Origin of the sequence: Pseudomonas hydrolytica (genome assembly GCF_021495345.1) — a bacterium.
GTDB classification, from domain to species: Bacteria; Pseudomonadota; Gammaproteobacteria; order Pseudomonadales; family Pseudomonadaceae; genus Aquipseudomonas; species Aquipseudomonas hydrolytica.
The window spans coordinates 3,126,725-3,150,473 of the sequence record NZ_CP099397.1 but is presented as its reverse complement, the minus strand read 5'-3'; the positions used below and the strand labels follow the sequence as shown (position 1 = coordinate 3,150,473).

General features: G+C 65.7%; 24 protein-coding genes. 12 read left to right on the top strand and 12 right to left on the bottom strand.

The genetic code is table 11. The features are described from left to right. Window positions 1-305 precede the first annotated feature (305 nt). On the top strand, window positions 306-1,073 hold the full coding sequence (locus L1F06_RS14640) for a GntR family transcriptional regulator (RefSeq protein ID WP_003243324.1): 768 nt from the start codon (window positions 306-308) through the stop codon (window positions 1,071-1,073). Window positions 1,074-1,152: 79 nt separating this feature from the next. On the opposite strand, the gene L1F06_RS14635 is transcribed toward L1F06_RS14640, so the two are convergent. The 7 genes from L1F06_RS14635 to L1F06_RS14605 form a co-directional block, all read right to left on the bottom strand. Further along, a complete protein-coding gene (locus tag L1F06_RS14635) occupies window positions 1,153-1,572 on the bottom strand; it encodes a GNAT family acetyltransferase (RefSeq protein WP_012018400.1) in 420 nt (139 codons plus the stop codon). A 43-nt stretch (window positions 1,573-1,615) separates the two neighbouring features. Next, window positions 1,616-2,281, bottom strand: coding sequence for a response regulator transcription factor (locus tag L1F06_RS14630; protein WP_012018401.1), 666 nt, complete (start codon window positions 2,279-2,281; stop codon window positions 1,616-1,618). Window positions 2,282-2,304: 23 nt separating this feature from the next. Then, window positions 2,305-2,880, bottom strand: a complete 576-nt coding sequence (locus L1F06_RS14625) for a PQQ-dependent catabolism-associated CXXCW motif protein (RefSeq protein ID WP_129482217.1) — start codon at window positions 2,878-2,880, stop codon at window positions 2,305-2,307. Window positions 2,881-3,008: 128 nt separating this feature from the next. Further along, on the bottom strand, window positions 3,009-3,800 hold the full coding sequence (locus tag L1F06_RS14620) for an ABC transporter permease (protein WP_003243332.1): 792 nt from the start codon (window positions 3,798-3,800) through the stop codon (window positions 3,009-3,011). Further along, entirely contained in the window at window positions 3,797-4,615 is an 819-nt protein-coding gene (locus L1F06_RS14615) for an ABC transporter ATP-binding protein (RefSeq protein WP_129482218.1), read from the bottom strand. The genes L1F06_RS14620 and L1F06_RS14615 overlap by 4 nt, the downstream gene beginning before the upstream one ends. Further along, window positions 4,612-5,577, bottom strand: coding sequence for a YVTN family beta-propeller repeat protein (locus L1F06_RS14610; RefSeq protein ID WP_003243336.1), 966 nt, complete (start codon window positions 5,575-5,577; stop codon window positions 4,612-4,614). Before L1F06_RS14610 ends, L1F06_RS14615 begins: the two co-directional genes overlap by 4 nt. A gap of 81 nt (window positions 5,578-5,658) precedes the next feature. Beyond that, a complete protein-coding gene (locus tag L1F06_RS14605; RefSeq protein WP_129482219.1) occupies window positions 5,659-6,834 on the bottom strand; it encodes an ABC transporter substrate-binding protein in 1,176 nt (391 codons plus the stop codon). A 158-nt stretch (window positions 6,835-6,992) separates the two neighbouring features. On the opposite strand from L1F06_RS14605, the gene L1F06_RS14600 reads away from it, so the two are divergent. From L1F06_RS14600 to L1F06_RS14590, 3 genes are read left to right on the top strand one after another with little or no spacing between them, the layout of a single operon-like run. After that, window positions 6,993-7,430, top strand: a complete 438-nt coding sequence (locus L1F06_RS14600) for a cupredoxin domain-containing protein (RefSeq protein ID WP_096826263.1) — start codon at window positions 6,993-6,995, stop codon at window positions 7,428-7,430. Further along, window positions 7,431-8,696, top strand: a complete 1,266-nt coding sequence (locus L1F06_RS14595; protein ID WP_129482220.1) for a HAMP domain-containing sensor histidine kinase — start codon at window positions 7,431-7,433, stop codon at window positions 8,694-8,696. After that, a complete protein-coding gene (locus L1F06_RS14590) occupies window positions 8,693-9,343 on the top strand; it encodes a response regulator transcription factor (RefSeq protein WP_129482221.1) in 651 nt (216 codons plus the stop codon). Before L1F06_RS14595 ends, L1F06_RS14590 begins: the two co-directional genes overlap by 4 nt. Window positions 9,344-9,484: 141 nt before the next feature. Here the strand turns inward: L1F06_RS14590 and L1F06_RS14585 are convergent, their stop codons facing one another. The 4 genes from L1F06_RS14585 to exaA all read right to left on the bottom strand — a co-directional run bounded on the left by L1F06_RS14585 (window position 9,485) and on the right by exaA (window position 14,173). Continuing rightward, a complete protein-coding gene (locus tag L1F06_RS14585; RefSeq protein WP_129482222.1) occupies window positions 9,485-10,786 on the bottom strand; it encodes a PQQ-dependent sugar dehydrogenase in 1,302 nt (433 codons plus the stop codon). Next, the gene (locus tag L1F06_RS14580) at window positions 10,783-11,211 is read right to left on the bottom strand and encodes a DUF2231 domain-containing protein (RefSeq protein ID WP_003243346.1); all 429 of its coding nucleotides are present in this window, start codon (window positions 11,209-11,211) and stop codon (window positions 10,783-10,785) included. The genes L1F06_RS14585 and L1F06_RS14580 overlap by 4 nt, the downstream gene beginning before the upstream one ends. 264 nt (window positions 11,212-11,475) lie before the next feature. Continuing rightward, on the bottom strand, window positions 11,476-12,129 hold the full coding sequence (locus L1F06_RS14575; protein WP_129482223.1) for a pentapeptide repeat-containing protein: 654 nt from the start codon (window positions 12,127-12,129) through the stop codon (window positions 11,476-11,478). Window positions 12,130-12,310: 181 nt separating this feature from the next. After that, window positions 12,311-14,173, bottom strand: coding sequence for a quinoprotein ethanol dehydrogenase (gene exaA / locus L1F06_RS14570; RefSeq protein ID WP_129482224.1), 1,863 nt, complete (start codon window positions 14,171-14,173; stop codon window positions 12,311-12,313). A gap of 289 nt (window positions 14,174-14,462) precedes the next feature. Here exaA and pedF point away from each other — a divergent pair, with 289 nt between their 5' ends. From pedF to L1F06_RS14550, 4 genes are read left to right on the top strand one after another with little or no spacing between them, the layout of a single operon-like run. Continuing rightward, a complete protein-coding gene (gene pedF, locus L1F06_RS14565) occupies window positions 14,463-14,882 on the top strand; it encodes a cytochrome c-550 PedF (protein ID WP_003243351.1) in 420 nt (139 codons plus the stop codon). A gap of 3 nt (window positions 14,883-14,885) precedes the next feature. Beyond that, complete coding sequence (locus L1F06_RS14560; protein ID WP_129482225.1) at window positions 14,886-15,758, top strand: substrate-binding periplasmic protein; 873 nt, start codon at window positions 14,886-14,888, stop codon at window positions 15,756-15,758. Between the two features lie 21 nt (window positions 15,759-15,779). Then, on the top strand, window positions 15,780-16,529 hold the full coding sequence (locus L1F06_RS14555) for a quinoprotein dehydrogenase-associated SoxYZ-like carrier (protein WP_129482226.1): 750 nt from the start codon (window positions 15,780-15,782) through the stop codon (window positions 16,527-16,529). A gap of 52 nt (window positions 16,530-16,581) precedes the next feature. Next, window positions 16,582-17,511, top strand: coding sequence for a quinoprotein relay system zinc metallohydrolase 1 (locus tag L1F06_RS14550; RefSeq protein ID WP_129482227.1), 930 nt, complete (start codon window positions 16,582-16,584; stop codon window positions 17,509-17,511). 569 nt (window positions 17,512-18,080) lie between these two features. Here L1F06_RS14550 and L1F06_RS14545 read toward each other — a convergent pair. Next, a complete protein-coding gene (locus L1F06_RS14545) occupies window positions 18,081-18,467 on the bottom strand; it encodes a hypothetical protein (RefSeq protein ID WP_129482228.1) in 387 nt (128 codons plus the stop codon). Window positions 18,468-18,684: 217 nt separating this feature from the next. Between L1F06_RS14545 and L1F06_RS14540 the strand changes: the two genes are divergently transcribed. The 4 genes from L1F06_RS14540 to pqqB all read left to right on the top strand — a co-directional run bounded on the left by L1F06_RS14540 (window position 18,685) and on the right by pqqB (window position 23,671). Then, complete coding sequence (locus L1F06_RS14540) at window positions 18,685-20,460, top strand: methanol/ethanol family PQQ-dependent dehydrogenase (protein ID WP_129482229.1); 1,776 nt, start codon at window positions 18,685-18,687, stop codon at window positions 20,458-20,460. Between the two features lie 330 nt (window positions 20,461-20,790). Continuing rightward, window positions 20,791-22,311, top strand: a complete 1,521-nt coding sequence (exaC, locus tag L1F06_RS14535; RefSeq protein ID WP_129482230.1) for an acetaldehyde dehydrogenase ExaC — start codon at window positions 20,791-20,793, stop codon at window positions 22,309-22,311. Window positions 22,312-22,637: 326 nt separating this feature from the next. Beyond that, window positions 22,638-22,709: a pyrroloquinoline quinone precursor peptide PqqA gene (gene pqqA, locus L1F06_RS14530; protein WP_003243383.1), complete on the top strand. Its 72-nt coding sequence runs from the start codon at window positions 22,638-22,640 to the stop codon at window positions 22,707-22,709. Window positions 22,710-22,756: 47 nt separating this feature from the next. Continuing rightward, on the top strand, window positions 22,757-23,671 hold the full coding sequence (gene pqqB / locus L1F06_RS14525; RefSeq protein WP_129482231.1) for a pyrroloquinoline quinone biosynthesis protein PqqB: 915 nt from the start codon (window positions 22,757-22,759) through the stop codon (window positions 23,669-23,671). Window positions 23,672-23,749: the final 78 nt, after the last annotated feature.

Sequence of the window (23,749 nt, the reverse complement as noted above, 5' to 3'; positions counted from 1 at the left end):
TAGATAAGCTCATGGCTGGCAAGGAGTCTTTGGCTGCCTCGGCGGCCATCTGCCGGCCGTAGGACGCCCTTAGCTGCTAATGAACTGAGGCAGGGGTCTATATATAAAGAAAGGATTTGACGCGCTGCGCTCAGCCGAAGGCAGTCTGCGCCTTTGGGCAGCTATGACGTCAGGTGTAGTGGCTGATTGACCTGTGTACAATTGCTCGAATTTTTTTCTGATGTTTTTTCGCTCGGAGCTTGTCAGCTACCGGGTAGAACACAGTAGAGTCGCAGTGTCGCCGACTCTCATTGACGCGAGCCAGAATGAACGATCAATTGCAGCCACTGAAGAAGCAGCCGCGTGCGGGCAAAAGCAGCCGCAGCGGGACTCAGGACGATGTCGTATATGCCCACATTTTCGATGCCATTCTCGAGCAGCGCCTGGCGCCCGGCACCAAGCTGAGCGAAGAGGCGCTGGGCGAGATCTTCGGCGTCAGCCGCACCATCATTCGCCGCGCCCTGTCGCGCCTGGCCCACGAGGGTGTGGTACTGCTGCGCCCGAACCGCGGTGCGGTGGTGGCCAGTCCCAGTGTCGAAGAAGCCCGGCAGATCTTCTATGCGCGTCGCCTGGTCGAGCGGGCCATCACCGAGCTGGCCGTCGAGCATGCCACCGCCGAGCAGCTGGCCGAGCTTCGGCAGATGGTCAAGGACGAGCAGGACAGCTTCTCCCGCGGTGATCGTGGTGCCGGCATCCGTCTGTCCGGCGAGTTCCACCTGAAGCTGGCCGAGGCCGCGCGCAATGCGCCGCTGGTGAGTTTCCAGCGCAGCCTGGTGTCGCAGACCTCGCTGATCATCGCCCAGTATGAAAGCGGCAGCCGCTCGCATTGCTCCTACGACGAACACAATCAGTTGATCGACGCCATCGAGGCGCGCGATGCCGAGCGTGCGGTGCACCTGATGATGCACCACATGGATCACATCGACAGCAAGCTCAACCTGGACGAGGAAAGCGCCTCGGACGATCTGCACGCGGTGTTCTCGCACCTGCTGCAGACCAAGAAGAAGCCGGGCCGCAGCGCCGCCAATCGCTGATTGATCAGGTTGTAAAAAAGCCCCGAGGCGTAAGCGTCGGGGCTTTTTTCATTCCTGCGATTTGTGTCGGCCGCTGCCTTCAATCATCCGCAATCAGGCGCTTGCCCAGGCTTACCGAGGCGTCCACCTTGTAGCCGAGCCGCTCGTAGAAGGCCAGGGCCGCGGTGTTGCTGTCGCGTACCTGCAGGCTGAGCTTGGGGCAACCCATGGCCAGCAGCTGCTCTTCGATATGGGCCATCAACTGGCGCGCCAGGCCCCGCTGGCGCTGCTCCGGGCATACCGCCAGGTAGTTGACCCAGCCACGATGGCCTTCGTAACCGGCCATCGCCGAGGCCACCAGTTGGCCGTCGATTTCACCCACCAGAAACAGCTCGGGTTGCACCTTGAGCTTGCGCTGAATGTCCTTGTGCGGGTCGTTCCAGGGGCGGGTCAGGTCGCAGCGTTGCCAGAGCTCGACGACGGCAGCCTCATCGGCGGGCTGGAAGGGGCGGATAAGCATGCGGGCGACTCCGTGGCGCAAAGCCGCCGTTTTACCACGCGGCTCAGCGGCGCAGGTAGGCGGCGAAGTCGATATCGCCGGCCGAGAGAATGGCCTGTACGCGGTTGTGCACGTTGAGCTTGCGCAGGATGGCCGAGACGTGGGCCTTTACCGTGGTTTCGGCGATATCCAGGCTGTAGGCGATCTGCTTGTTGGACTCGCCCTTGGTCATGCGTTCGAGCACCAGCAGCTGCTTGCGCGTCAGCGCCTGCAGCAGCTCCGGCGGAATGCTGTGGGTGTCGTGGTGCGGGCGCGAGCTGCCGCTTTTCTGCGAGCGGATGATGTCGGGCGGCAGGTAGACGTTGCCGTCGAGTATCTGCGCGATGGCATCGGTCATCTGCGTCCGTGGCGAGGATTTGGTGATGAAGCCCACCGCCCCATAGGTGATGGCCTGCAGCACGATCTGCTTGTCCTGCTCGGCCGAGACGATCACCACCGGGATGGTCGGCGCTTCGTTGCGCAGGTTCATCAACCCGCCCAGGCCGTGCATGCCGGGCATGTTCAGGTCGAGCAGGATCAGGTCGAGATCGTCGTGCTGCTGGGTCAGCTCCAGGGCGCTGTCCAGGTCGGCGGTTTCCATGATCTCGCTGCCGGGGAAGCCGTCAGCGATGACGTTGTGGATGGCTTCGCGAAACAGCGGGTGGTCGTCGGCAATCAGAATCTTGTACATGGCCTTTCACCTCGTTGTTGTGATTATGGTGCGGCGTTGGGGGTGAGGAAAGCGCCAGGCAGTTCGGCTGGCTGAGCGGGCACCAACGGCAGGCCGGCCTGTTGCCAGGCGTCGATGCCGTCACGATACCAGTACAGCTGGCGATAACCCAGCGCATGGGCGCGGCGTGCGGCGTTCCAGCTCAGCCAGCAGTCGGAGCGGCAGTAGAAGACGAAGGGGTGGCGCAGGTCGCCGCCGCTGACCTGGTGCAGGTAATGAGCCAGGTAGCGTTGCCATGGCGCCGCGAGATTGCCGTTGCCGGTGTTGGCCAGCCACAGGCTGCCGGGCAGGTTGGCGTGGGGCTCGTCGTCGATGAATCGCTCGTTCAGCCAGGTGCGCCGGTAGACGTCGATCAGGCGTGTTTCCGGGCGCTCGGCCAGGAGCTGTTGCAGGGCGGGGGTGTCCAGGGTTTGCACGCCGTCCAGGCTGCTCGGCGTCGGGCTGCGGTATTGGCTGCTGCGATAGCCTTCGGCATCGAAAAGCTCTTCTGACTGCACGGCGCAGACCAGCAGCAGCGAGACGAACATCAGGCCTGCGCGCAGGGGCAGACGGTACTTCATGGCGAGGTCTCTACTTATTGTTGTAGCGGTATTACAGGCCATGGTCGCAGGCTTGGGAATTCTACGTTGGAGAGGAAAAGCAGTACCAAAGTAGTAGAAGTCGTAATGGCGAGCGGCCAGATGGCCGTTCAACCCGCCTTGCGCAGCGCCGCGTGCTGCGGGTTGAAGCTGACCACGGCGAGCACGGCGAAGAGCAGGGTCAGGCCGGCGCAGATCAGCAGCGCATCGAGGTGCAGGCGCAGGTACAGGGCGTTGCGCACCAGCTCCACCGCATGGGTGAAGGGGTTGAGCGCGCACAGCCAGTACAGCCATTCGCTGGACTCGCGCATCTTCCACAGCGGGTAGAGCGCGGACGAGAGGAAGAACAGCGGGAAGATGACGAAATTCATCACCCCGGCGAAGTTCTCCAACTGGCGGATGCCGTTGGACAGCAGCAGGCCCAGGGCACTGAGCAGCAGCGCCACCAGGAGCAGCGCCGGCAGCGCGGCGAGCAGGCCCCAGGCCGGCGGTTGCACGCCGTAAACCCAGGCGATGGCGAGGAAGGCATAGACCTGCAGCAGCGAGATCAGCGCGGTGGCCAGCAGCTTGGCGGCGAGCAGGAAGGCGCGTGGCAGCGGGCTGGTGAGCAGCACGCGCATGCTGCCCATCTCGCGGTCGTAGACCATCGACAGCGAGCCCTGCATGCCGTTGAACAGCAGGATCATGCAGGTCAGACCCGGCACGATATAGGTGTCGTAGGTGATGTAGGTGTCGTACGGCTCGATGATGGCGATGCCCAGTGCGGCGCGAAAGCCGGCAGCGAATACCAGCAGCCACAGCAGCGGCCGCACCAGAGCGCTGAGAAAGCGCGAGCGCTGCAGGACGAAGCGTAGCCATTCGCGCAGCACGATGCCGCGCAGGCAATACCAGTAGGCGCTCATGGGCGTGCCTCCCGCGTAGGGTGCGCCGCGCGCACCGAGACCGTATCGCTGCTGTCGTCGGCACGTTTCGGCCTGATCGCCTCGCGCACGTAGCCGCGGCCGAGGGCCTCGTCGCCGGTCAGGCGGGCGAAGCTGGTGGCCAGGTCGTCGCCGAAAGCGGCGGCCTTGCCGCGGGCCACGCGCTCGCCGCGATGCAGGATCAGCAGCTCGTCGCCAGGCTCGATCTCGTCCAGCAGATGGGTGGTCCACAGCACGCTCAGGCCCTGCTCGCGGCACAGGTTGCGTACATGCCGGCCCAGCGCCAGGCGACTGGCAGGGTCGAGCCCGGCGCTGGCCTCGTCGAGCAGCAGCAGGCGCGGCTGGTGCAGCAGGGCGCGGGCGATTTCCACGCGGCGGCGATGTCCGCCATTGAGCGTGCGTACCTTCTCGTGCCGGCGTTCACCGAGGTCCTGGCGCTCGAGTTCCTCGTCGATACGCGCCTGCGCCTCGCGACGCGGCATGCCATGCAGGGCGGCGTGGTAGGCGAGGTTCTGCTGCACCGAGAGGTCCAGATCCAGCGTGCTCTGCTGGAACACCACGCCGAGCTGGCGCAGCGCCTGGCGCGGCTCGCCGGCCAGGCTGTGGCCGAAGATGCGGATATCGCCCTGCTGCAGGTCATACAGGCGGGTGAGCAGGGCGATCAGGGTGGACTTGCCGGCGCCGTTGGGCCCGAGCAGGGCGGCGAAGCGCCCGGCGCTGAGCTCGAAGTCCAGACCGGTCAACGCCTGGCGCGCCCCGTAGGCGAAGCTGACGCCGCGTACCTCGAGGGCGTTCATGGCGTCACCACCACGCCCCAGGGGTAGCGGCCGACCTTGATCGACTTGGTCACCTTGAGCGCATCGACATCGATCACAGAGACATCGCCACTGACGCCGTTGGTGGTCAGCAGGCGCTTCTGATCCGGAGTGAAGGCCAGGTGCCAGACGCGCCGGCCCACCAGCAGGTAGTCGAGAATCTCGAAGGTCTTGGCGTTCACTACCGCCACATGGTTGGCCGGGCCGAGGGCGACGAAGGCGTACTTGCCGTCATCGCTGAGCTTGACCCCCACCGGCTGCACCTTGTCCGGGTGCACGCCCTTGATCTCGAAGCGCAGCACCTTGAGGATCTCGCGCGAGTCGACGTCCATCACCGTGACCGTGCCGCCGATCTCGGCCGAGGCCCACAGGCGCTTGCCGTCCTTGTCGAACTCCACATGGCGAGGGCGCTGGTCGACCAGGGTGTTGTCCACCAGTTGCTGGGTGCTGGTGTCGATCCAGTGCAGCATGTTGGTGGTTTCGCTGGTATTGACCGCCCACTTGCCGTCCGGGCTCACCGCCATGCCTTCGGGCTCGACCCCCACCTCGATCTGCGCCAGCACCTCGTCGCTCTGGGTGTCGACCACGGTGACCAGGGCATCGTCCTCGTTGGAGATGTACAGCCAGCGGTCGTTGGGGTGCAGGGCGAATTGCTCGGGGTCGGCGCCGGAGGGCAACTCCTTGATGATCTTGCGCGTGGCCAGGTCCATCACCTGTACGCGGTCCGAGTCGCTGGCGCAGATGTACAAGAGCGTGTTGTCGGAGGACAGCAGCAGGCCGCGCGGGCGCATGCCGACGGCCAGGGTGTCGGTGACCTCCAGCGTGTCCAGGTCGATCACGCTGATGCTGTCGTCCTTCTCGTTGGACACATAGGCAGTGGCGGCCAGGGCCGAGTGGCAGGCCAGGCCGAAGGCGACGGCGCAGGCGAGACGGGTAAGGCGCATGGGGTTGATCCTCTTGTTATGGTCGTTTGCAGCCGTGTTATGGCCGGTGCGCACGGCGCACCCTACGGTCGGGGCGCACTATCAATTCACGCTGCCCGCCAGATCGCACTTCACCTCAGGCCGGTCGTAGCCGAGGCTGTCCATTTCGTTACTGGGATGCAGAAAACCGTCCTGCGGCGAGGTGCTGACCAGGGCGCGCGGGTGTACCAGCGGGATCGGTTGGCGCAGCTCGCCGTTCCACGGGCGGAAGCTCAGCTTGCGCCCCTTGAAACCATCCAGCGGCAGTTGTTCGTTCAGCAGCAGGTGGCGGATGGCCTGCGAGTCGGCGGCGCGTAGCTTGGTCACGGCAGTGGCGATGCTGCGTACGGCCATCCAGGCGGCGAAGTCGCGGTCGTTCATCCAGCGCCCGGCCAGCTCCTCGAAGCGCTTCTGCAACTGCGCGGCGCCGAAGGTTTCCACCGTCTTGTGCCAGGCGGTCGGGGTCAGGCCCTGGGTGCCGGCCACCGGGCGCGGGTACCAGGTGTTATAGGGCAGGTACTCGCCGAAGTCGCCGCGTTCGTCGGCCACCAGCACCACGTCGTACTCGGCGCTCTGGGTGAACAGCGGCATCTCCGCCTGGGCGCTGCGGCGCTGGTCGTTGTCGAAGCTCCAGGGTTTTTCCGCGACGATCTTGTGGCCGAAGCGCTTGGCCGCGCGCTTGAGCGCCTCGGCGTAGGCGAGGTCGTCCTCGGTGTTGCCGGTCACCAGCAGCCAGCGCGTCCATTTGCGCACGGCGAGAAACTGCGCCAGGGCGTCGGTCAGCATGGCGCGGCTGGGCAGGGTGTGCAGCACGTTGCCCAGGCATTGTTCGCGGCGCAGGCTGTCGTCGGCGCTGCCGGCGTTGAGCAGCAGGCTGTCGGGCAGGCGCTGGCTGAGCTGGCGCAGGGTAGCGGCGGGGGCGTTGATCACGAACAGGCGAATGCCCTGGACATGCAGGGCATCGGCGGCAGCAAGCACGGCTTCGGCGTCGTCGCTCTCGGCACTCTCCAGGCTGTAGCTCTGCTTGAGAAAACGCCCGGTGCTGTTGCTGTCGGCAATCGCCAGCTCGGCGCCGCGGCGGCCGGCGTCCAGCGGCTCGGGGATGACATTGGACAGCAGCGGCCCGCGCGGCGGCAGGTGGGCCAGGTAGCCGATGCGCACCTGCAGCTCGCTGGCACAGGCGACGCCGGCGCAGAGCAGGGCGAGAACTAGCAGGGCGGACTGGCGAATCTGGCGCATGGAGCGGCTCCCGTTCGGATGGCCCCAGCATAGGAACAGCCCCCGCCTTGGGAAATATGCCCAAAGTACCAGCGGGGCCGTACCAAGGTAGTAGACCGCAACGGTCGTCCGCTCCCTAGCATAGTCACCAGGCCAATAAGAACAAAAGGTGAACCCCCATGCGCATCATCAAAGCCCTGACCTTGCCGCTGCTGCTGATCCTCAGCCTGCTCGGCGTCGACAGCCTGCATGCCGCCGGTGACCTGACTCGCCGTCCGGTCGCCTTGCCCGATCTGGTGCTGGGCAGCGAGGAAAGCGACTACGCCATGTCGCAGCGCGAGTACCAGCTGGAGACCGGCCAGGCCTACCAGCTCAAGATCATCTCCACCGGGCAGAAGGAGTACGCCTTCCAGGCCCCGGAATTCGCCACCGCCATCTACCTGCGCAAGGTCGAGGCCGGCGGCGTGGAGATCAAGGCAGTGACCCTGACCGAGCTGGAGTTCGAGGATGCCGGCGAGGCGGAAATCTTCTTCCTGCCGGTCAAGCCGGGCAAGTTCCGCTTCTACGCCAAGGGCCTGGAAGGCAAGGGCATGCTCGGTCATTTCGTGGTCAAGTAGATGACTGCCCTCGGCCGCATCAACCTCGGCGTCAGCCTGCTGTTCGCGCTGGTGACCCTGCTCGGGCTGGCGCTGCTGCTGCGCCAGGCCAGCGAGGATGTGCGCCGTGAACTGCTGGCCGCCGAGGCGGTGGTCGAATACCTGGGGGAGGTGGCTCGTACCCGACCCGCCAGCCTGCGCCCGGAGCTGACCGACAACCTGCGACATATCCGCGTCAGTTGGCTGCGGCCCGGTGAAGACATCCACGCGCAGCCCGGCACCGGCCTGCAGCGCTGGATCGCCCGACAGCTGCTGGACCCGAGCCTGCTGGCGGCCGATGTCTGGCCGCTGGGTGACGGTCGCGAACTGCGCATCGCCCTCGATCCCTATGACGAGATCGAGGAGATCCAGGATTCGCTGCTGCAACTGTTGCTGCTCAGCGCCTTCGCCCTGGCCCTGAGCCTGTTGACCATTCGCTTCGCCGTGCGCCGCGGCCTGCGTGTGCTCGACGAGCTGCTGGCCGGCCTGCGCCAGGTCGGCGCCGGCCACTTCGATACGCGCCTGCCCAACCACGGCCTGGCCGAGGCGCAGCGCCTGGCCGGGCATTTCAACGCCATGGCCACCACCTTGCAGCAGGTGCAGGCGGACAACGCCGAGCTGACCCAGGCACTGCTGGAGTTGCAGGAGCGCGAGCGTGCGCGTCTCGGCCAGACCCTGCATGACGACCTCGGCCAGTACCTCAGCGGCATTCGCGCCCAGGCCTGCCTGCTCAGGGTAATCGCCGACCGGCCGCAGCAGGTGCAGGACACCGCGCGCCTGCTCGACGACAACTGCGAACGCCTGCAGCAGGGCTTTCGCAGCCTGATCCGTGACCTCTACCCGGTGGTGCTGGAGCGCCTGGAACTGGGCCCGGCCCTGCAGCAACTGACCGCTGACTGGCAGCAGGCGCAAGGCATTCGCTGCCGTCTGCAACTGGGCGAGCGATTGCCGGAGCTGCCGCTGGCGAGCAAGGCGCACCTCTATCGTCTGGTGCAGGAGGCGCTGACCAACGTGGCCCGTCATGCCGACGCCAGTGAAGTGCGCATTCGCCTGCAACGCCGCGGCCAGGGCCTGCGCCTGCTGGTGCGCGATAACGGTCAGGGCACCGCATTACCGCTGCGCCCCGGAATCGGCCTGCGCTCGATGCGCGAACGCAGCCGCAGCCTCGGCGGCGAGCTGCGCCTGCACAGCCGCCCGCAAGTGGGCTGGGTGCTGTGCCTGAACATTCCCCTGGAGGCGAAGTCATGAAGATTCTGCTGGTAGATGACCACGCCGTGGTGCGCCAGGGCTACGCCAGCCTGCTGCGCGCCCTGTTGCCGGAGGTGCAGCTGCGCGAGGCTTGCGACGGCGAACAGGCCCTGCAGCGGGTGCAGGAAGAGATACCCAACCTGGTAATCATGGATATCGGCCTGCCCGGCATCAGCGGTCTGGAAGCCACCCGCCGCCTGCGCCAGCGCCTGCCACAACTGCGCGTGATGTTCTTCAGCATGCACGACGAACTGCCCCTGGTACGCCAGGCGCTGGACGCCGGCGCCATTGGCTACCTGACCAAGAACTCGTCACCGGAAGTGCTGGTGGAGGCGGTCAAACGCACCGCCGCCGGCCGCGCCTATATCGAACAGCCACTGGCCACCCAGCTGGCCTGCAACCCCGCAGGCAGCGACGGCCTCGACCCACGCCTGCGCGAGCTGACCCAGCGCGAGTTCGAGATATTCGTCATGCTTGCCCGCGGCCTGCCACCTAGGCAGATCGCCGAGAAGCTATGCATCAGCGCCAAGACCCTGTCCAACTACCAGACCCTGGTGAAGAGCAAACTGCAGATCGCCTCGCAGGCGGAGTTGGTGCACCTGGCGATCGATAGTGGGGTGGTAAGGGTGGGGTTGGAGAGTGCCTGATCTGACGGAGTGCTTGATCGTCCCGCGCTCTGCGTGGGAGCGCAGCCCTCGATGCTCCGTGTCGCCGCTGTGTTTTGTTCGCTCGCGAAGCAGAGCGTCGCAGGCTGGCTCCCACGCAGAGCGTAGGAGCCACATACAGGCTTACTCGCCGCCTTCGCGCACCACCCGCCAAACCGTATTCGCCAGATCATCCGCCACGATCAGCGCGCCACGCGGATCGACCGTCACGCCCACCGGGCGGCCGCGGGTCTTGCCGTCCTCATTGCGAAAGCCGGTGACGAAATCGATGGGTTTGCCTGCAGGGCGGCCGTTCTCGAAGGGCACGAAGATCACCTTGTAGCCCACCGGGTTCTTGCGGTTCCAGCTGCCGTGCTCGCCGATAAATACGCCGTCGGCATATTGCTCGCCCATTACGTCGCTGGAGAAGTCCAGGCCCAGGGCGGCGACATGCGCGCCCAGGGCGTAGTCCGGTTCGATGGCGGCGGCGACCTTGTCCGGGTCCTGCGGTTTCACCCGCGGGTCGACGTGCTGGCCGAAGTAGCTGTAGGGCCAGCCGTAGAAGCCGCCTTCCTGCACCGAGGTCAGGTAGTCGGGCACCAGGTCTTCGCCCATCTCGTCGCGCTCGTTGACCACTGCCCACAGAGTGCCGGTGCCGGGCTGAATGGCCAGCGCGGTGGGGTTGCGCAGGCCGGTGGCGTAGGGCTTGTAGGCACCGGTTTCGGCGTCCACCTGCCAGACCAGGGCGCGGTCGACTTCCGCCTCCATGCCGCGCTCGGTGATGTTGCTGTTGGAGCCGATGCCGACGTACAGGTAGCGGCCGTCTTCGCTGATGGTCAGCGCCTTGGTCCAGTGGTGATTGATCTCCGATGGCAGGTCGGCGACCTTGCTCGGCGGGCCGCTGGCTTCGGTCTGACCTTCCTCGTAGTCGAAGCGCACCAGTTCGTCCTGATTGGCCACGTAGAGATTGCCCTCGTGCAGGGCCAGCCCGTAGGGGGCGTTGAGGTCTTCGGCGAATACCGTCTGCAGCTCGTAGCTGCCGTCGCCATCGGCATCGCGCAGCAGGGTCAGGCGATTGCCGCTTTCCACCGAGGTGGTGCCGCGCGCCTTGATCACATCAGCGATCACGTCCTTGGGCTTGAGCTTGGGAGCATTGCCGCCGCGGCCCTCGGCTACCAGGATGTCGCCGTTGGGCAGCACCAGGGTCTGCCGAGGAATCTTCAGGTCGGTGGCGATGGCGGTGATGCGAAAGCCTTGCGGCACCGTCGGTTGCTCGTCGCCCCAGGGGGTCGGTTCGGCGATGGTCATGCTCGGCAGCACGCCGCGTTCCGGCTCGGGCAGCGGGGGCTGGGGGCCGTAGAACTGTCCGTTCTGCTGCTCGTTGTCGCCACAGGCGGCCAGGCCCAGCGCCAGCGGCAGGGCAAGCAGTGCGTTTGTGCCTTTCATCGTGCACCTCCATGGCGGGGTTGGGCGAGACCGACCCAGGTGGCGGCGCAGGCCAGCACGGCCACGATCACCGACAGAGCCAGGCCCCAGGGCATGACGGCCCAGGCGTCCTTGGCATGCTCCAGCGCATTGACGAACGCCAGCACCCAGGTCGTCAGCAACAGCAGGAAGTAGGCTTGCGGATGGCGCCCCGCGGAGGCGCCGCGAAACAGCCCGGCCAGGGCGAACAGCAGGGCCAGGCCGCCGAACACCAGGCCGCCGACAATCAGCCAGGAGGCGAAGTTGCTCCACTGGATCTGGTAGCTGCGAAAGTAGGCGATGTCGCTCAGCAGGGCGCCGAGAAACAGCGGCACCTGTCCGGCGAGCAGGGTGGCATGCAAGGGGTTCGGGGTGTCTCGATAGGTGCTCTGAACTGCGGTGGTCACGGCAGATCCCTCTTGGGTCGGTGATCGGCGACAGTACGCCGCCCTCGATCTGACTGTTCCTAATCAGGGATCGCCCGTGCGGGGCATGGTTCAGACTGTTTTGCGCCACGGCGGGTGGTGGCAAGGTCAGGCGCGCCGAATGCAGCGCGGGCTTCGCGTGGGGCGGGGCGAGCCGCCAGGGTAGTGATGGCGACTAGCCGTGCCCGCTATTGGTGGGCTGAAGCCCACCCTACGCGCTGTGGTGTGCCAGGTGCTCGTGGAGAGTCAGTCCCAACCCTTGGGGCATTGCACACAGCCGGGCATGTTGGCGTCCTGAAAATTGCCGAAGCGGGTGCGGGCGCCGCTGAGGTTGGCGTTCTCCAGGTTGGAGCCGGCCAGCTTCACTTCCTGCAGGTTGGCATCCTCAAGATGTGCGCCCTTGAGGTCGGCCTTGCTCAGCCAGGTCATCTCCAGATTGGCCGCCTGCAGCTGCACGTTATGCAGCCTGGCCCCGGAGAGGCGGGCGAATTCCAGATTGGCGGCGCGCATGTCGGCGCCTTCGAACTCGGCGGCCTGGGCGAACAGGCCCCAGCCGCTGATGGCCACCAGGCTGGCGCCGGACAGATCGGCCAGGCGCAGGTTGCTCTGTTGCAGGCTGGCGCGGGTGAGGTTGGCGCCGCGCAGCTTGGCCTTCTCCAGATTGGCCAGATCGAGGTTGGTGTGGCGCAGGTCCGCGCCGGACAGATCGGCCCCGGACAGGTCCATGCGGCGCATGTCGAGGTTGCGCAGGTCGGCGCCACGCAGGTTGGCGTTGGGGCATTGGCTGTCGGGTTCGATGCGGCAACCGTCGATCTGCGGCACGCCGTCGTTCTCGGCGCCGATGGCATGGCTGCCGAGTACCAGCAGCACGACCGGGATAAGCAGGGGCAGGTAGTTCATGACGAGTCCTCGGGTTGATTGCCTGATGCGCTGCGCGGCCTAAGCGGAATGCCGCTCAGCCGCTTCTGCGGCAATGGGTAGGGTGCGCCGTGCGCACCAATAGAGCCGCGCAGACGGCGAGAAGGGAACGCGAAAAGCTGGTGCGCATGGCGCACCCTACGGTGCGCCATACGTTGAGCCTTCAGCGCTTGGCGCTGGCCTTGTCCCAGCTCGGCAGCTTGAACACCCAGAAGGAACCGCCCTGGGCCACCGGTTTGGTCAGGTCGGCCATGTCGCCGCCCCACAGCGGCACGGCGCCGCCGTAGCCGGCGGTCACGCCGATGTACTGCTCACCGTCCTGTTCCCAGGTAATGGGCGGAGAGATGATTCCGGTGCCGACCTGGAACTTCCACAGCTCCTTGCCGTTCTTGGCGTCGAAGGCCTTGAAGTAGCCGTCGCCGGTGCCGGTGAACACCAGATTGCCCTTGGTGGCCAGCACGCCGGCCCACAGCGGCAGACGCTCCTTGTGTTCCCAGGCGACCTTGCCGGTGGTGGGGTTCATGGCGCGCAGGATGCCGACGTGGTCGTCGTACAGGCGCTTGATGCGAAAGCCCATGCCCAAGTAGGCAGAGCCTTTCTTGTAATGCGCCTCTTCGGCCCAGTAGTCCTCCTTCCAGTGGTTGGCCGGTACGTAGAACAGGCCGGTGTCCTGGCTGTAGGCCATGGGGTTCCAGTTCTTGCCACCGAGGAAGGGCGGGGAGACCTCGACCACCTGGCCCTTGGTTTCGCCGGCCTTGGGTTTCGGCGGGCGCTGGCCTTCGTTCTCGACCGGGCGACCGGTTTCCAGATCGATATGGCTGGCCCAGGTGATCTTGTCGACGAAGGGGAAGGCGTTCTTCAGCTTGCCGTTGGCGCGGTCGACCACGTAGAAGAAGCCGTTGCGGTCAGCGTGGGCGGTGGCCTTGGTGACCTTGCCGTCCTTGTCCTTGTAGTCGAACAGCACCAGCTCGTTGTTGCCGGAGAAGTCCCAGGCATCGTTCGGGGTGTGCTGGTAGAACCACTTCACTTCGCCGGTGGTCGGGTCGACGCCAACCTGGCCGGAGGTGTACAGGCTGTCGTAGTCCTTGGGATCGCCGCCGTCGCTGGTGCGCGCCCAGCCATTCCAAGGGGCCGGGTTGCCGGCGCCGATGATGATGGTGTTGGTTTCGGCATCGAAACTGGCGCTCTGCCACGGCGCGCCGCCGCCCTGGCTCCAGGCTTCCTTTTTGCCGGTGGGGTGGTTGGGATCGTCCGGCCAACTCGGCGCTTTGACGTCGCCGGTCGGGGTGCTGTCCTTGCCGTTCAGGCGGCCCATGTGGCCCTCGACGAAGGGGCGCATCCAGACTTCCTCACCGCTATCCGGGGCGCGGGCGAACAGCTTGCCGACCACGCCGAACTCGTCACCGGAGCTGCCGTGGATCAGCAGCACCTTGCCGCTTTTCTGATCCTTCACGATGGTCGGCGCGCCGGTCATGGTGTAGCCGGCGGAGTGATCGCCGAATTTCTTGTTCCAGACCACCTTGCCGGTGTCCTTGTTCAGCGCCACGATGCGGGCGTCGAGGGTGCCGAAGTAGATCTTGTCGCCATAGATGGCGGCGCCGCGGTTGACCACGTCGCAGCACGGGCGGATGTCGTCGGGCAGGCGATGGCTGTAGGTCCACAGGCGCTTGCCGGTCTTGGCGTCGAGAGCGAACACGCGCGAGTAGGAGCCGGTCACGTAGACCACACCGTCGTGGATGATGGCCTGCGACTCCTGGCCACGCTGCTTCTCGTCGCCGAAGGAGTAGCTCCAGGCCGGGGCCAGCTTGAACACGTTGTCGGCGTTGACCTGAGCCAGCGGGCTCCAGCGCTGGGCGTTGGTACCCATGCCGTACTGCAGCACGTTGCTGGTGGTGGTGTGGTCGTTGGCAATGTCTTCCCAGGTGACCGGCTTGGCGAACGCGGCCTGGCTCAGCGCCAGGCCGCCGGCCAGCATCAGGGCGAGCGCCAGGGGGCGCGGGGTGCTGGGTAGGTTTCTTGTTGTCATGGTTGTGCTTCCCGTTGAAGAAAGTGATCGTCGCAGTGGCAAGCCGATGGTGGTACCCGGCCACCTTCGCGCCTACGGAAAAACTCCCGCCTTTGCCGGGAGGATTTCCCGGTCGGCCCATGACTTGGCCTTGCTGCCAAGGCATCACTCAAACCCCCACCCAAGCCCTACTACCAAGGGACTAGAACGCGACCACCAAAGCAGCATTCGGCACCTTGCGCGGCCTTTCTAAGATGGCCCCACAAGCTCCGTATGAGCTGTCTTGCGTGCATTCGATGAGGTCCTAGCCATGAACAAGAAACTCAACTCCACCCTGGCCCTGGTGCTGCTGGCCGCATCCACCCAGCTCTGGGCCCATGGCGACGTGGTGCCGCAGGCCGTCAACACCGATGGGCTGGAGCCGCTGGGCGAGGAATGGCTGGAAGAGAACCCCTACCGCGACAACCCGCGCGCCGTCGAGATCGGCGCCTCGGCCTACAACCAGAACTGCGCGGCCTGCCATGGCCTGGAAGCCAAATCCGGCGGCATCGCTCCGGATCTGCGTTTGCTGGAACTGGGCGCCAGTGGCGACGAATGGTTCAAGGAGCGGGTGATCAACGGCGCGGTGCGCGATGGCCGCGTGTATATGCCGAAGATGGCCGACTTCCTCAGCCAGGAAGCCCTGTGGGCGGTGCGCACCTACCTGGAGAGTGTGCACGTAGAGGAGTAATTCATGCGCCGGCTGATCCTCTTGTGTGGCCTGCTGCTGTTTCTGGGCACGGCGCAGGCGCAGGTGCGCGACTTCGACCGTATTGTCGAGTCGGGCACCTTGCGCGTGGCGTTGTACCAGAACTTCCCGCCCTACAGCTACGAGCAGGACGGCCAGCCCCGTGGTGTCGATTACGAGTTGGCCAAGGCACTGGCCGAAGGGCTCGGTCTCCAGCTGGAATTGATGTGGGCGCCGCCGGGGGAAAAGCTCGACGACGACCTGCGCGACTATATCTGGCGTGGCCGCGTCACGGCGCAGGGCGAGCTGGCCGATCTGATGCTGCGCGTGCCCTACGACCGCGAGTTCTCTTACAAACGCAACGAGCTGGGCGAGCTGATCAACGAACTGGTGGTGATGTTCGGCCCCTATCAGCGCGAGCGCTGGCAACTGGCCCATGACCGTCGCCGGCTGGCCGAGGTGCCGAGCATCGCTGCACTGCGCCAGCACCCGGTGGGCGTCGAGGTCGAGAGCGTGCCGTCTTTCTACCTCAGCTCGGTACAGGGCGGCATGCTCAGTCGGGAAACACGTCACTACCCGACGCCACAACTGGCCTTCGCTGCCATGCAGGCCGGCGAGGTGGACGCGGTGATGGCGCTACGTGGCGAGGTGGACTGGCTGCTGCACGAGGCGGGTGATGCGCAGCTGGCGCTGGCGGAGAACGCCTACCCGGACATGGGGCGGCAGATCTGGGAAATCGGCATGGCGGTGCACGAAAGCAATCGGCAACTGGCCTACGCGGTCGAGGAACAGCTGGAAAACCTTATTCTCGATGGCTCGCTCGAGCGCCTCTATGCGCGCTACGGGCTGCGCTTTGAGAAGCCTGAACAATACCAATAAGGCGTGAGCCGGAGGTGGGCGATGGATTGGCGGACCCTGGTGTTGCTGGCCCTGTTCGCCTGGGCCTGGGAGGCGCGGGCGCAAGGTACCGACCCGGTCACCTCGGTGATGTGGGACTACTACCACCAGCGCCTGCTGAACGGTGAGGCCTTCGTCTTCGACGACAGCATTCGCCTGGATGTGCCACCGTTCGCCGAGGATGCGCGCCAGGTGCCGATCCAGATCGACGCCAGGGCCTACAGTGGCCGGGTCAAGCGCATCCTGGCCTGGGCCGAGCTCAACCCCATCCCGCAGATCTTCGATTTTGCTCCCGGTGCGCAGCTCGAACCGAGCCTGGCCATTCGCATCCGCGTCGAGCAGGCCACACCGATCCGCGCCGCAGTGCTGACCGACGATGGCCTCTGGCACGTCGGCTCGGCACGTGTCGAGGCGGCGGGTGGTGGCTGCACCGCGCCCAGCGTGGTGCGTGCCGAGGCCGGCTGGGAGGAGCGCCTCGGGCAGGTGCTGAGCAAGCGCTTCGTGCGTGGCGAGCACAGCCGGTTGCGCCTGCAGGTGTCGCACCCCATGGACAATGGTCTGGTCGGCGGCATCCCCGAGTTCTACATCGAGCAGGCCGAACTGCGCGGCGAGGGCGGCCAGGTGCTGGGGCGCATCGAACTGTTCCCGGCGGTCAGCGAGAACCCCACGCTGAGCTTCGACCTGCGCGGCGAACAGCCTGCCGAGCTGTGGCTGCGCGACAACAATGGCAACGAATTCCAGGCCGCGTTCTGAACACGTTCAGTAGGGTGCGCCGCGCGCACCAACCCATTCAGGGAGGGCTTCCATGCGCTGGATGTTATTGCTGATCTGCCTGCTCGCCGGTCTGGCCCAGGCGCTCGACTACCAGCTGCAACCCCGGCAGCTCGCCGAGGGCGTCTGGCTGGTGGAGGGCAGCATCGACAACTTTGCGACCGACAATGGCGGCAATATCGTCAACGTTGGTTTTATCGAAACCGCCGACGGCGTGGTGGTGATCGACAGCGGCCCGTCGCGCCGCTATGGCGAGGCATTGCGCCAAAGCATCGAGAAGAGCACCGGCAAAGCGGTGGTGCGCGTACTGCTGACCCACCATCACCCGGACCATGCGCTGGGCAACCAGGCCTTCGCCGGCGTGCCCATCGCGGCGCTGGCGGAGACCACAAGGTTGTTGGCAGAGCAGGGCGATGCCATGGCGGAGAACATGTACCGTCTGGTGGGCGACTGGATGCGCGGCACCGAAGTGGTGTTGCCCAGCGAGGAGGTGCAGGAGGGCACGCTGGAAATCGGCGGCCGGCGCCTGCAACTGCTGGCGCTGCGCGGCCACACTGGCGCCGACCTGGCGATTCTCGACGAGCGCACGGGCGTGTTGTTTGCCGGCGATATCCTGTTCTACCAGCGCGCGCTGACCACACCGAACAGCCCCGGGCTGGATGTGTGGCAGGCCGATCTGGATCGGCTCGAAGCCTTGCCGTGGAGGCAGATCGTGCCCGGCCACGGTCCGGTGACCACCGACGCGGCGCCGTTCGTGCAGATGCGTGATTACCTGGACTGGCTCGATGGCTTGCTGCGTCAGGGAGCGGAGCAGGGCGCGGAAATGAACGAGCTGATCCGCGCGCCGATCCCCGAGCGCTTCGCCCAGGTCAACCTGTCGCGCTATGAGCTGATCCGCAGCGTCAGCCACCTCTACCCGCGCTACGAGCGCAGCGCCATGGGGCGGGTGGATCGCCAGGATTAGAGACCTGCGGCGTCCTCGGTGCGCACGGCGAGCGTGGTCAGTAGGGTGCGCCGCGCGCACCGAATATGAGGCGATGGACTGGCCTGATGCATCAGCCACCTTCACCGCGCTGCAAAGCAATGCCATGGCGCGGGTGCATCGCCAGTATCGGAAACCAGCGGCGCCCTCGGTGCGCATGGCGCACCCTACGAGAGTGTTGCCACGGATGTAGGGTGCGCCGCGCGCACCGAATATGACGCGGTGGATTGGCCTGATGCATCTGCCACCTTCACCGCGCTACGAGCGCAACGCCATGGCGCGGGTGCATCGCCAGAATCGGAAACCAGCGGCGCCCTCGGTGCGCACGGCGCACCCTACGCGAGTGTGGTCAGTAGGGTGCGCCGCGCGCACCGAATATGACGCGGTGAATTGGCCTGATGCATCTGCCACCTTCACCGCGCTACGAGCGCAACGCCATGGCGCGGGTGAATCGCCAGGATCAGTAACCAGCGGCGCTCTCGGTGCGCATGGCGCACCCTACGCGAGCGTGGCCGCGGATTCGTGGGCACGCCGCGCGCACCATTGGGCGGTCAAAGCTCTTCGTCGTCACGAATCAGCACGTAATGGCGGCCGTGCTCGGTCTCTTCGTGGTCGTAGACGTAATACATCACCACGTCGCCCTGGCCGGACTGGACGGCCACGTAATCACCGCTGTCGGCCATGAAGAAGTCCCGGGTGGCGGGCTTGGCCAGGCATTCGATATGGGCGGTGACGAAGTGCGTGGGATCTTCCTCGCCGAAATAGTCCTCGCGCTGGTGCGCATCCCACTCGGTGGGCGGCTCGAAGGCGCCGGTGATCAGCACCTTGCCATCGCCCAGGTCCTGCTCTTCGGCATCCGGGTCCTGCTCGTCGGGGCGATAGATCGTGCAATCCAGTGCATCGGGATGGTTGAGAATTTCCTGGCGAGGATGGGGCACGGGCGTCTCCGATCAGAATGTGCAGGCGGCCAAGTGTCCGGCAAAGCTGGGGCCGCCGCAATCGTCATGATCGCAGGCTGTGGAGCAGGTATTGCTACCAAGGAACGAGGAAAATCGGCTGGGGGTGCAATTGTTGGGTGGCCTGTGCGAGCCAAGAATTTGCGGCAGACCGGGAAAAATTCCCGGCAATAACAATGAACCCGCAGAGGTAGCCGCAATGAAACACGCCGGTCTTCGCCAGCCTTTCCTCCTCACCGCACTCTGTGCCGCCATGCTGTTGCCGTCCGCCGCCGCGCTGGCGGTCACCGACGCCGAGATTCTCAAGGACGCCACCACCACCAACGAGATCGTCACCAACGGCCTCGGTCTGCAGGGCCAGCGCTACAGCCCGCTGAACATCCTCAACGATCAGAACGTCAAGGAGCTGCGCCCGGTCTGGACCATGTCCTTCGGCGGTGAGAAGCAGCGCGGCCAGCAGGCGCAGCCGCTGATCAAGGACGGCGTGATGTACGTCACCGCCTCCTATTCGCGGGTGTTCGCCGTCGATGCGCGCACCGGGCGTGAGCTGTGGCAGTACGAAGCCCGCTTGCCGGACGACATTCGCCCTTGCTGCGACGTGATCAACCGTGGTGTCGCCCTGTACGACGATCTGGTGATCTTCGGCACCCTGGATGCCAAGCTGGTGGCGCTGAACAAGGACAGCGGCAAGGTGGTGTGGAGCAAGCGCGTGGCCGATCACAAGGCCGGTTATTCGATCACCGCAGCGCCGCTGGTGGTGGGTGGCAAGCTGATCACCGGCGTCTCCGGTGGCGAATTCGGCGTGGTCGGCAAGATCGAAGCCTATGACCCGAAGAATGGCGACCTGCTGTGGAGTCGTCCGACCGTCGAAGGCCACATGGGCTACGTCTACAAGGACGGCAAGGCCGTGGAGAACGGTATCAGCGGCGGCGAGGCCGGCAAGACCTGGCCGGGCGACCTGTGGAAGACCGGCGGCGCCGCGCCCTGGCTGGGCGGCTACTACGACGCCGACACCAACCTGCTGTTCTTCGGCACCGGCAACCCGGCGCCGTGGAATTCGCACCTGCGTCCTGGCGACAACCTCTACTCGTCCTCGCGTCTGGCGCTGAACCCGGACGATGGCAGCATCAAGTGGCACTTCCAGACCACGCCGCACGACGGCTGGGACTTCGACGGCGTCAACGAGCTGGTGTCCTTCGACTACCAGGAAGGCGGCAAGACCGTGAAGGCCGCGGCCACCGCCGACCGTAACGGCTTCTTCTACGTGCTCGACCGGACCAACGGCAAGTTCATCCGCGGTTTCCCCTTCGTCGACAAGATCACCTGGGCCAAGGGTCTGGACAAGAATGGCCGGCCAATCTACGACGACAGCAACCGTCCGGGTTCGCCGAGCGCGGCGGAGAAGGGCAGCAGCGTGTTCGCCGCGCCGGCCTTCCTCGGTGCGAAGAACTGGATGCCCATGGCCTACAGCCAGGACACCGGCCTGTTCTACGTGCCGTCCAACGAATGGGGCATGGATATCTGGAACGAGGACATCGCCTACAAGAAGGGCGCGGCCTACCTGGGCGCCGGCTTCACTATCAAGCCGCTCAACGAGGAATACATCGGCGTGCTGCGCGCCATCGATCCGAAGACCGGCAAGGAAGTGTGGCGCCACAAGAACTACGCGCCGCTGTGGGGCGGGGTGCTGACCACCAAGGGCAACCTGGTGTTCACCGGCAACCCGGAAGGCTACCTGCAGGCGTTCAACGCCAAGACCGGCGAGAAGGTCTGGGAATTCCAGACCGGCTCGGGCGTGATCGGCTCGCCGGTAACCTGGGAGATGGACGGCGAGCAGTACGTCTCGGTGCTGTCCGGCTGGGGCGGCGCGGTGCCGCTGTGGGGCGGCGAGGTGGCCAAGCGCGTCAAGCACCTGAACCAGGGCGGCATGCTGTGGACCTTCAAGCTGCCGAAGGAGCTGGTCGCCAAGCGCTGATCGGTTGATGTGTCAGACGATGGCCGGACTCTGTCCGGCCATCGTCGTTTCCGGCTCCTGTCGGCCCGCTCTGGGCTGCGTCGAAATGCCAGGGGCGAATTTTCGGCCTCGGGAACGCAAGGCGAAGCGAACGGGTCTAGCCTTTAGCCTTCGCAGCCCTGCCACCTTGCTGCCAAAGTCCCGTGCCAGACCGCTCGCCGCTCTACTACCAAATGACGAGACGATCTGTGCCATGGGCGCATACCGAGGTCGCAGGGCCCTTCCTAAGATCGAAGCATGACTCGCTTCCCCGATTGGCAGCGGGCTCCGACAACAAGAGAGGTCAGCATCATGATTTACGCGAAACCGGGTACTCCAGGCGCCGTCGTCACCCTCAAGCCGCGCTATGGCAACTACATCAATGGCGAATTCGTCGCTCCGCTCAGTGGCCAGTACTTCAGCAACACCAGCCCGGTCGACGCCTCGGTGATCGCCGAATTTCCCCGTTCCAATGCCGCCGACATCGACAAGGCGCTGGACGCCGCCCATGCCGCCGCCGATGCCTGGGGCCGCACCAGCGTGCAGGAGCGCTCGCACATCCTGCTGAAGATCGCCGACCGCATCGAAGCCAACCTCGAGCTGCTGGCCGTGGCCGAGACCTGGGACAACGGCAAGGCCGTGCGTGAAACCCTCAACGCCGACGTGCCGCTGGCCGCCGATCACTTCCGCTACTTCGCTGGCTGCATCCGCGCCCAGGAAGGCAGCACCGCCGAGATCAACGACGGCACCGTGGCCTATCACTTCCACGAGCCGCTGGGTGTGGTCGGTCAGATCATCCCGTGGAACTTCCCGCTGCTGATGGCCGCCTGGAAACTCGCCCCGGCCCTGGCCGCCGGCAACGCCATCGTGCTCAAGCCCGCCGAGCAGACCCCGCTGTCGATCACCCTGCTGGCCGAAATCATCGGCGACCTGCTGCCGCCGGGCGTGCTCAACATCGTCCAGGGCTTCGGCCGCGAGGCCGGAGAGGCGCTGGCCACCAGCAAGCGCATCGCCAAGATCGCCTTCACCGGCTCCACGCCGGTGGGCTCGCACATTCTCAAGTGCGCGGCCGAGAACATCATTCCGTCCACCGTCGAGCTGGGCGGCAAGTCGCCGAACATCTTCTTCGCCGACATCATGAACGCCGAGCCGGCCTTCATCGAGAAGGCTGCCGAAGGTCTGGTGCTGGGCTTCTTCAACCAGGGCGAGGTGTGCACCTGCCCGTCGCGCGCGCTGGTGCAGGAGTCGATCTACGACGCCTTCATGGCCGAGGTGATGAAGAAGGTCAAGCAGATCAAGCGCGGCAACCCGCTGGACACCGAGACCATGGTCGGCGCCCAGGCCTCGCAGCAGCAGTTCGACAAGATCCTCAGCTACCTCGAGATCGCCCAGCAGGAAGGCGCGCAGGTGCTGACCGGCGGCGCCGCCGAGCGGCTGGACGGCGACCTGGCCAGCGGTTACTACATCCAGCCGACCCTGCTCAAGGGCACCAACCAGATGCGCGTGTTCCAGGAGGAGATCTTCGGCCCGGTGATCGGCGTGACCACCTTCAAGGACGAGGCCGAGGCCCTGGCGATTGCCAACGACACCGAGTTCGGCCTCGGCGCCGGCGTGTGGAGCCGCGACATGAACGTCGCCTACCGTATGGGCCGTGCGATCAAGGCCGGCCGCGTATGGACCAACTGCTACCACCTGTACCCGGCGCATGCCGCGTTCGGTGGTTACAAGAAGTCCGGCGTCGGCCGCGAAACCCACAAGATGATGCTCGACCACTACCAGCAGACCAAGAACCTGCTGGTGAGCTATGACATCAATCCCCTGGGCTTTTTCTGAGTCCTGATCAATCCATGACGCGGCGCGCTCGCTCCGGCGCGCCGCCCTTGTACGGCGAAGGACCCTACCCGGGTGGATCTGCAGGCAGCCATCAGCCTGTACGGCAGCAGACCCTTATCGCGACGCGGCTTCGGCCGCGTTTTTTATTGGCACATGTTTCAGGGCCGGCGATCACAGGAACCTTCGCGGTGCGATCCATGCCTATTGATAGCGTCACCTACCAATGCCAGTGCCGATTCATCCCAAAGTACCATTTGGCCTCTTGCCTGGCGGGGGCTTAATGAGGGTGCCGGAATGCCCCGGCGCCATAAAAAGAGGACCGCACCATGTGGACTAAACCCGCCTACACCGACCTGCGTATTGGCTTCGAAGTGACCATGTACTTCGCCAACCGCTGATCGCTCCTGGCCCCGGCCCGTCCGGGGCATCCCCCTGGTAATCCGCCATGCATATCCAGATTCTCGGTTCCGCCGCCGGCGGCGGTTTCCCCCAGTGGAACTGCAACTGCCGCAACTGCCGCGGCGTGCGCGCCGGTACCCTGCGCGCGCAGCCGCGCACCCAGTCGTCCATCGCCCTTTCCGATGACGGCGGCGAGTGGATCCTGTGCAACGCCTCGCCGGACATCCGCGCGCAGCTCGAAGCCTTCCCGGCGCTGCAACCGGCGCGCAAGCTGCGTGACACGGCGATCGCCGGCATCGTCCTGCTCGACAGCCAGATCGACCACTGCACCGGCCTGCTGACCCTGCGCGAAGGCTGCCCGCATCAGGTCTGGTGCACCGAGATGGTCCATCAGGACCTGACCACCGGCTTTCCCCTGTTCAACATGCTCAGCCACTGGAACGGCGGCCTGCAGCACCGGCTGATCGAACTGGACGCCAAGCCCTTCGCCATACCGGCCTGCCCGGGGCTGCGCCTCACCGCCATCGCCCTGCGCAGCAGCGCGCCGCCGTATTCGCCGCATCGCGGCAATCCGCATCCGGGCGACAACATCGGCCTGTTCATCGAGGACCTGCGCACGGGCGGGAGCTTGTTCTACGCCCCCGGCCTGGGCCAGGTGGACGAGCAACTGCTGGGCTGGATGCGCCGCGCCGACTGCCTGCTGGTGGACGGCACCCTGTGGCGCGACGACGAGATGCGCGTGTGTGAGGTGGGCGACAAGCTCGGCAGCGAGATGGGCCACCTGCCGCAGAGCGGCCCGGGCGGCATGCTCGAGGTGCTGGAGGGGCTGCCGGCGGCGCGCAAGATCCTGATCCATATCAACAACACCAACCCGATTCTCGACCTGGATTCGCCCGAGCGTGCCGAGCTGGACGCGCGCGGCATCGAGGTCGCGTTCGATGGCATGAGCATCGTTTTGTAGGGTGTGCGGGGCCGCCCAGGCTGTGCGCACTTCAAAGAATGCTGGTGCGCACGGCGCACCCTACGGCAACGCGTATCG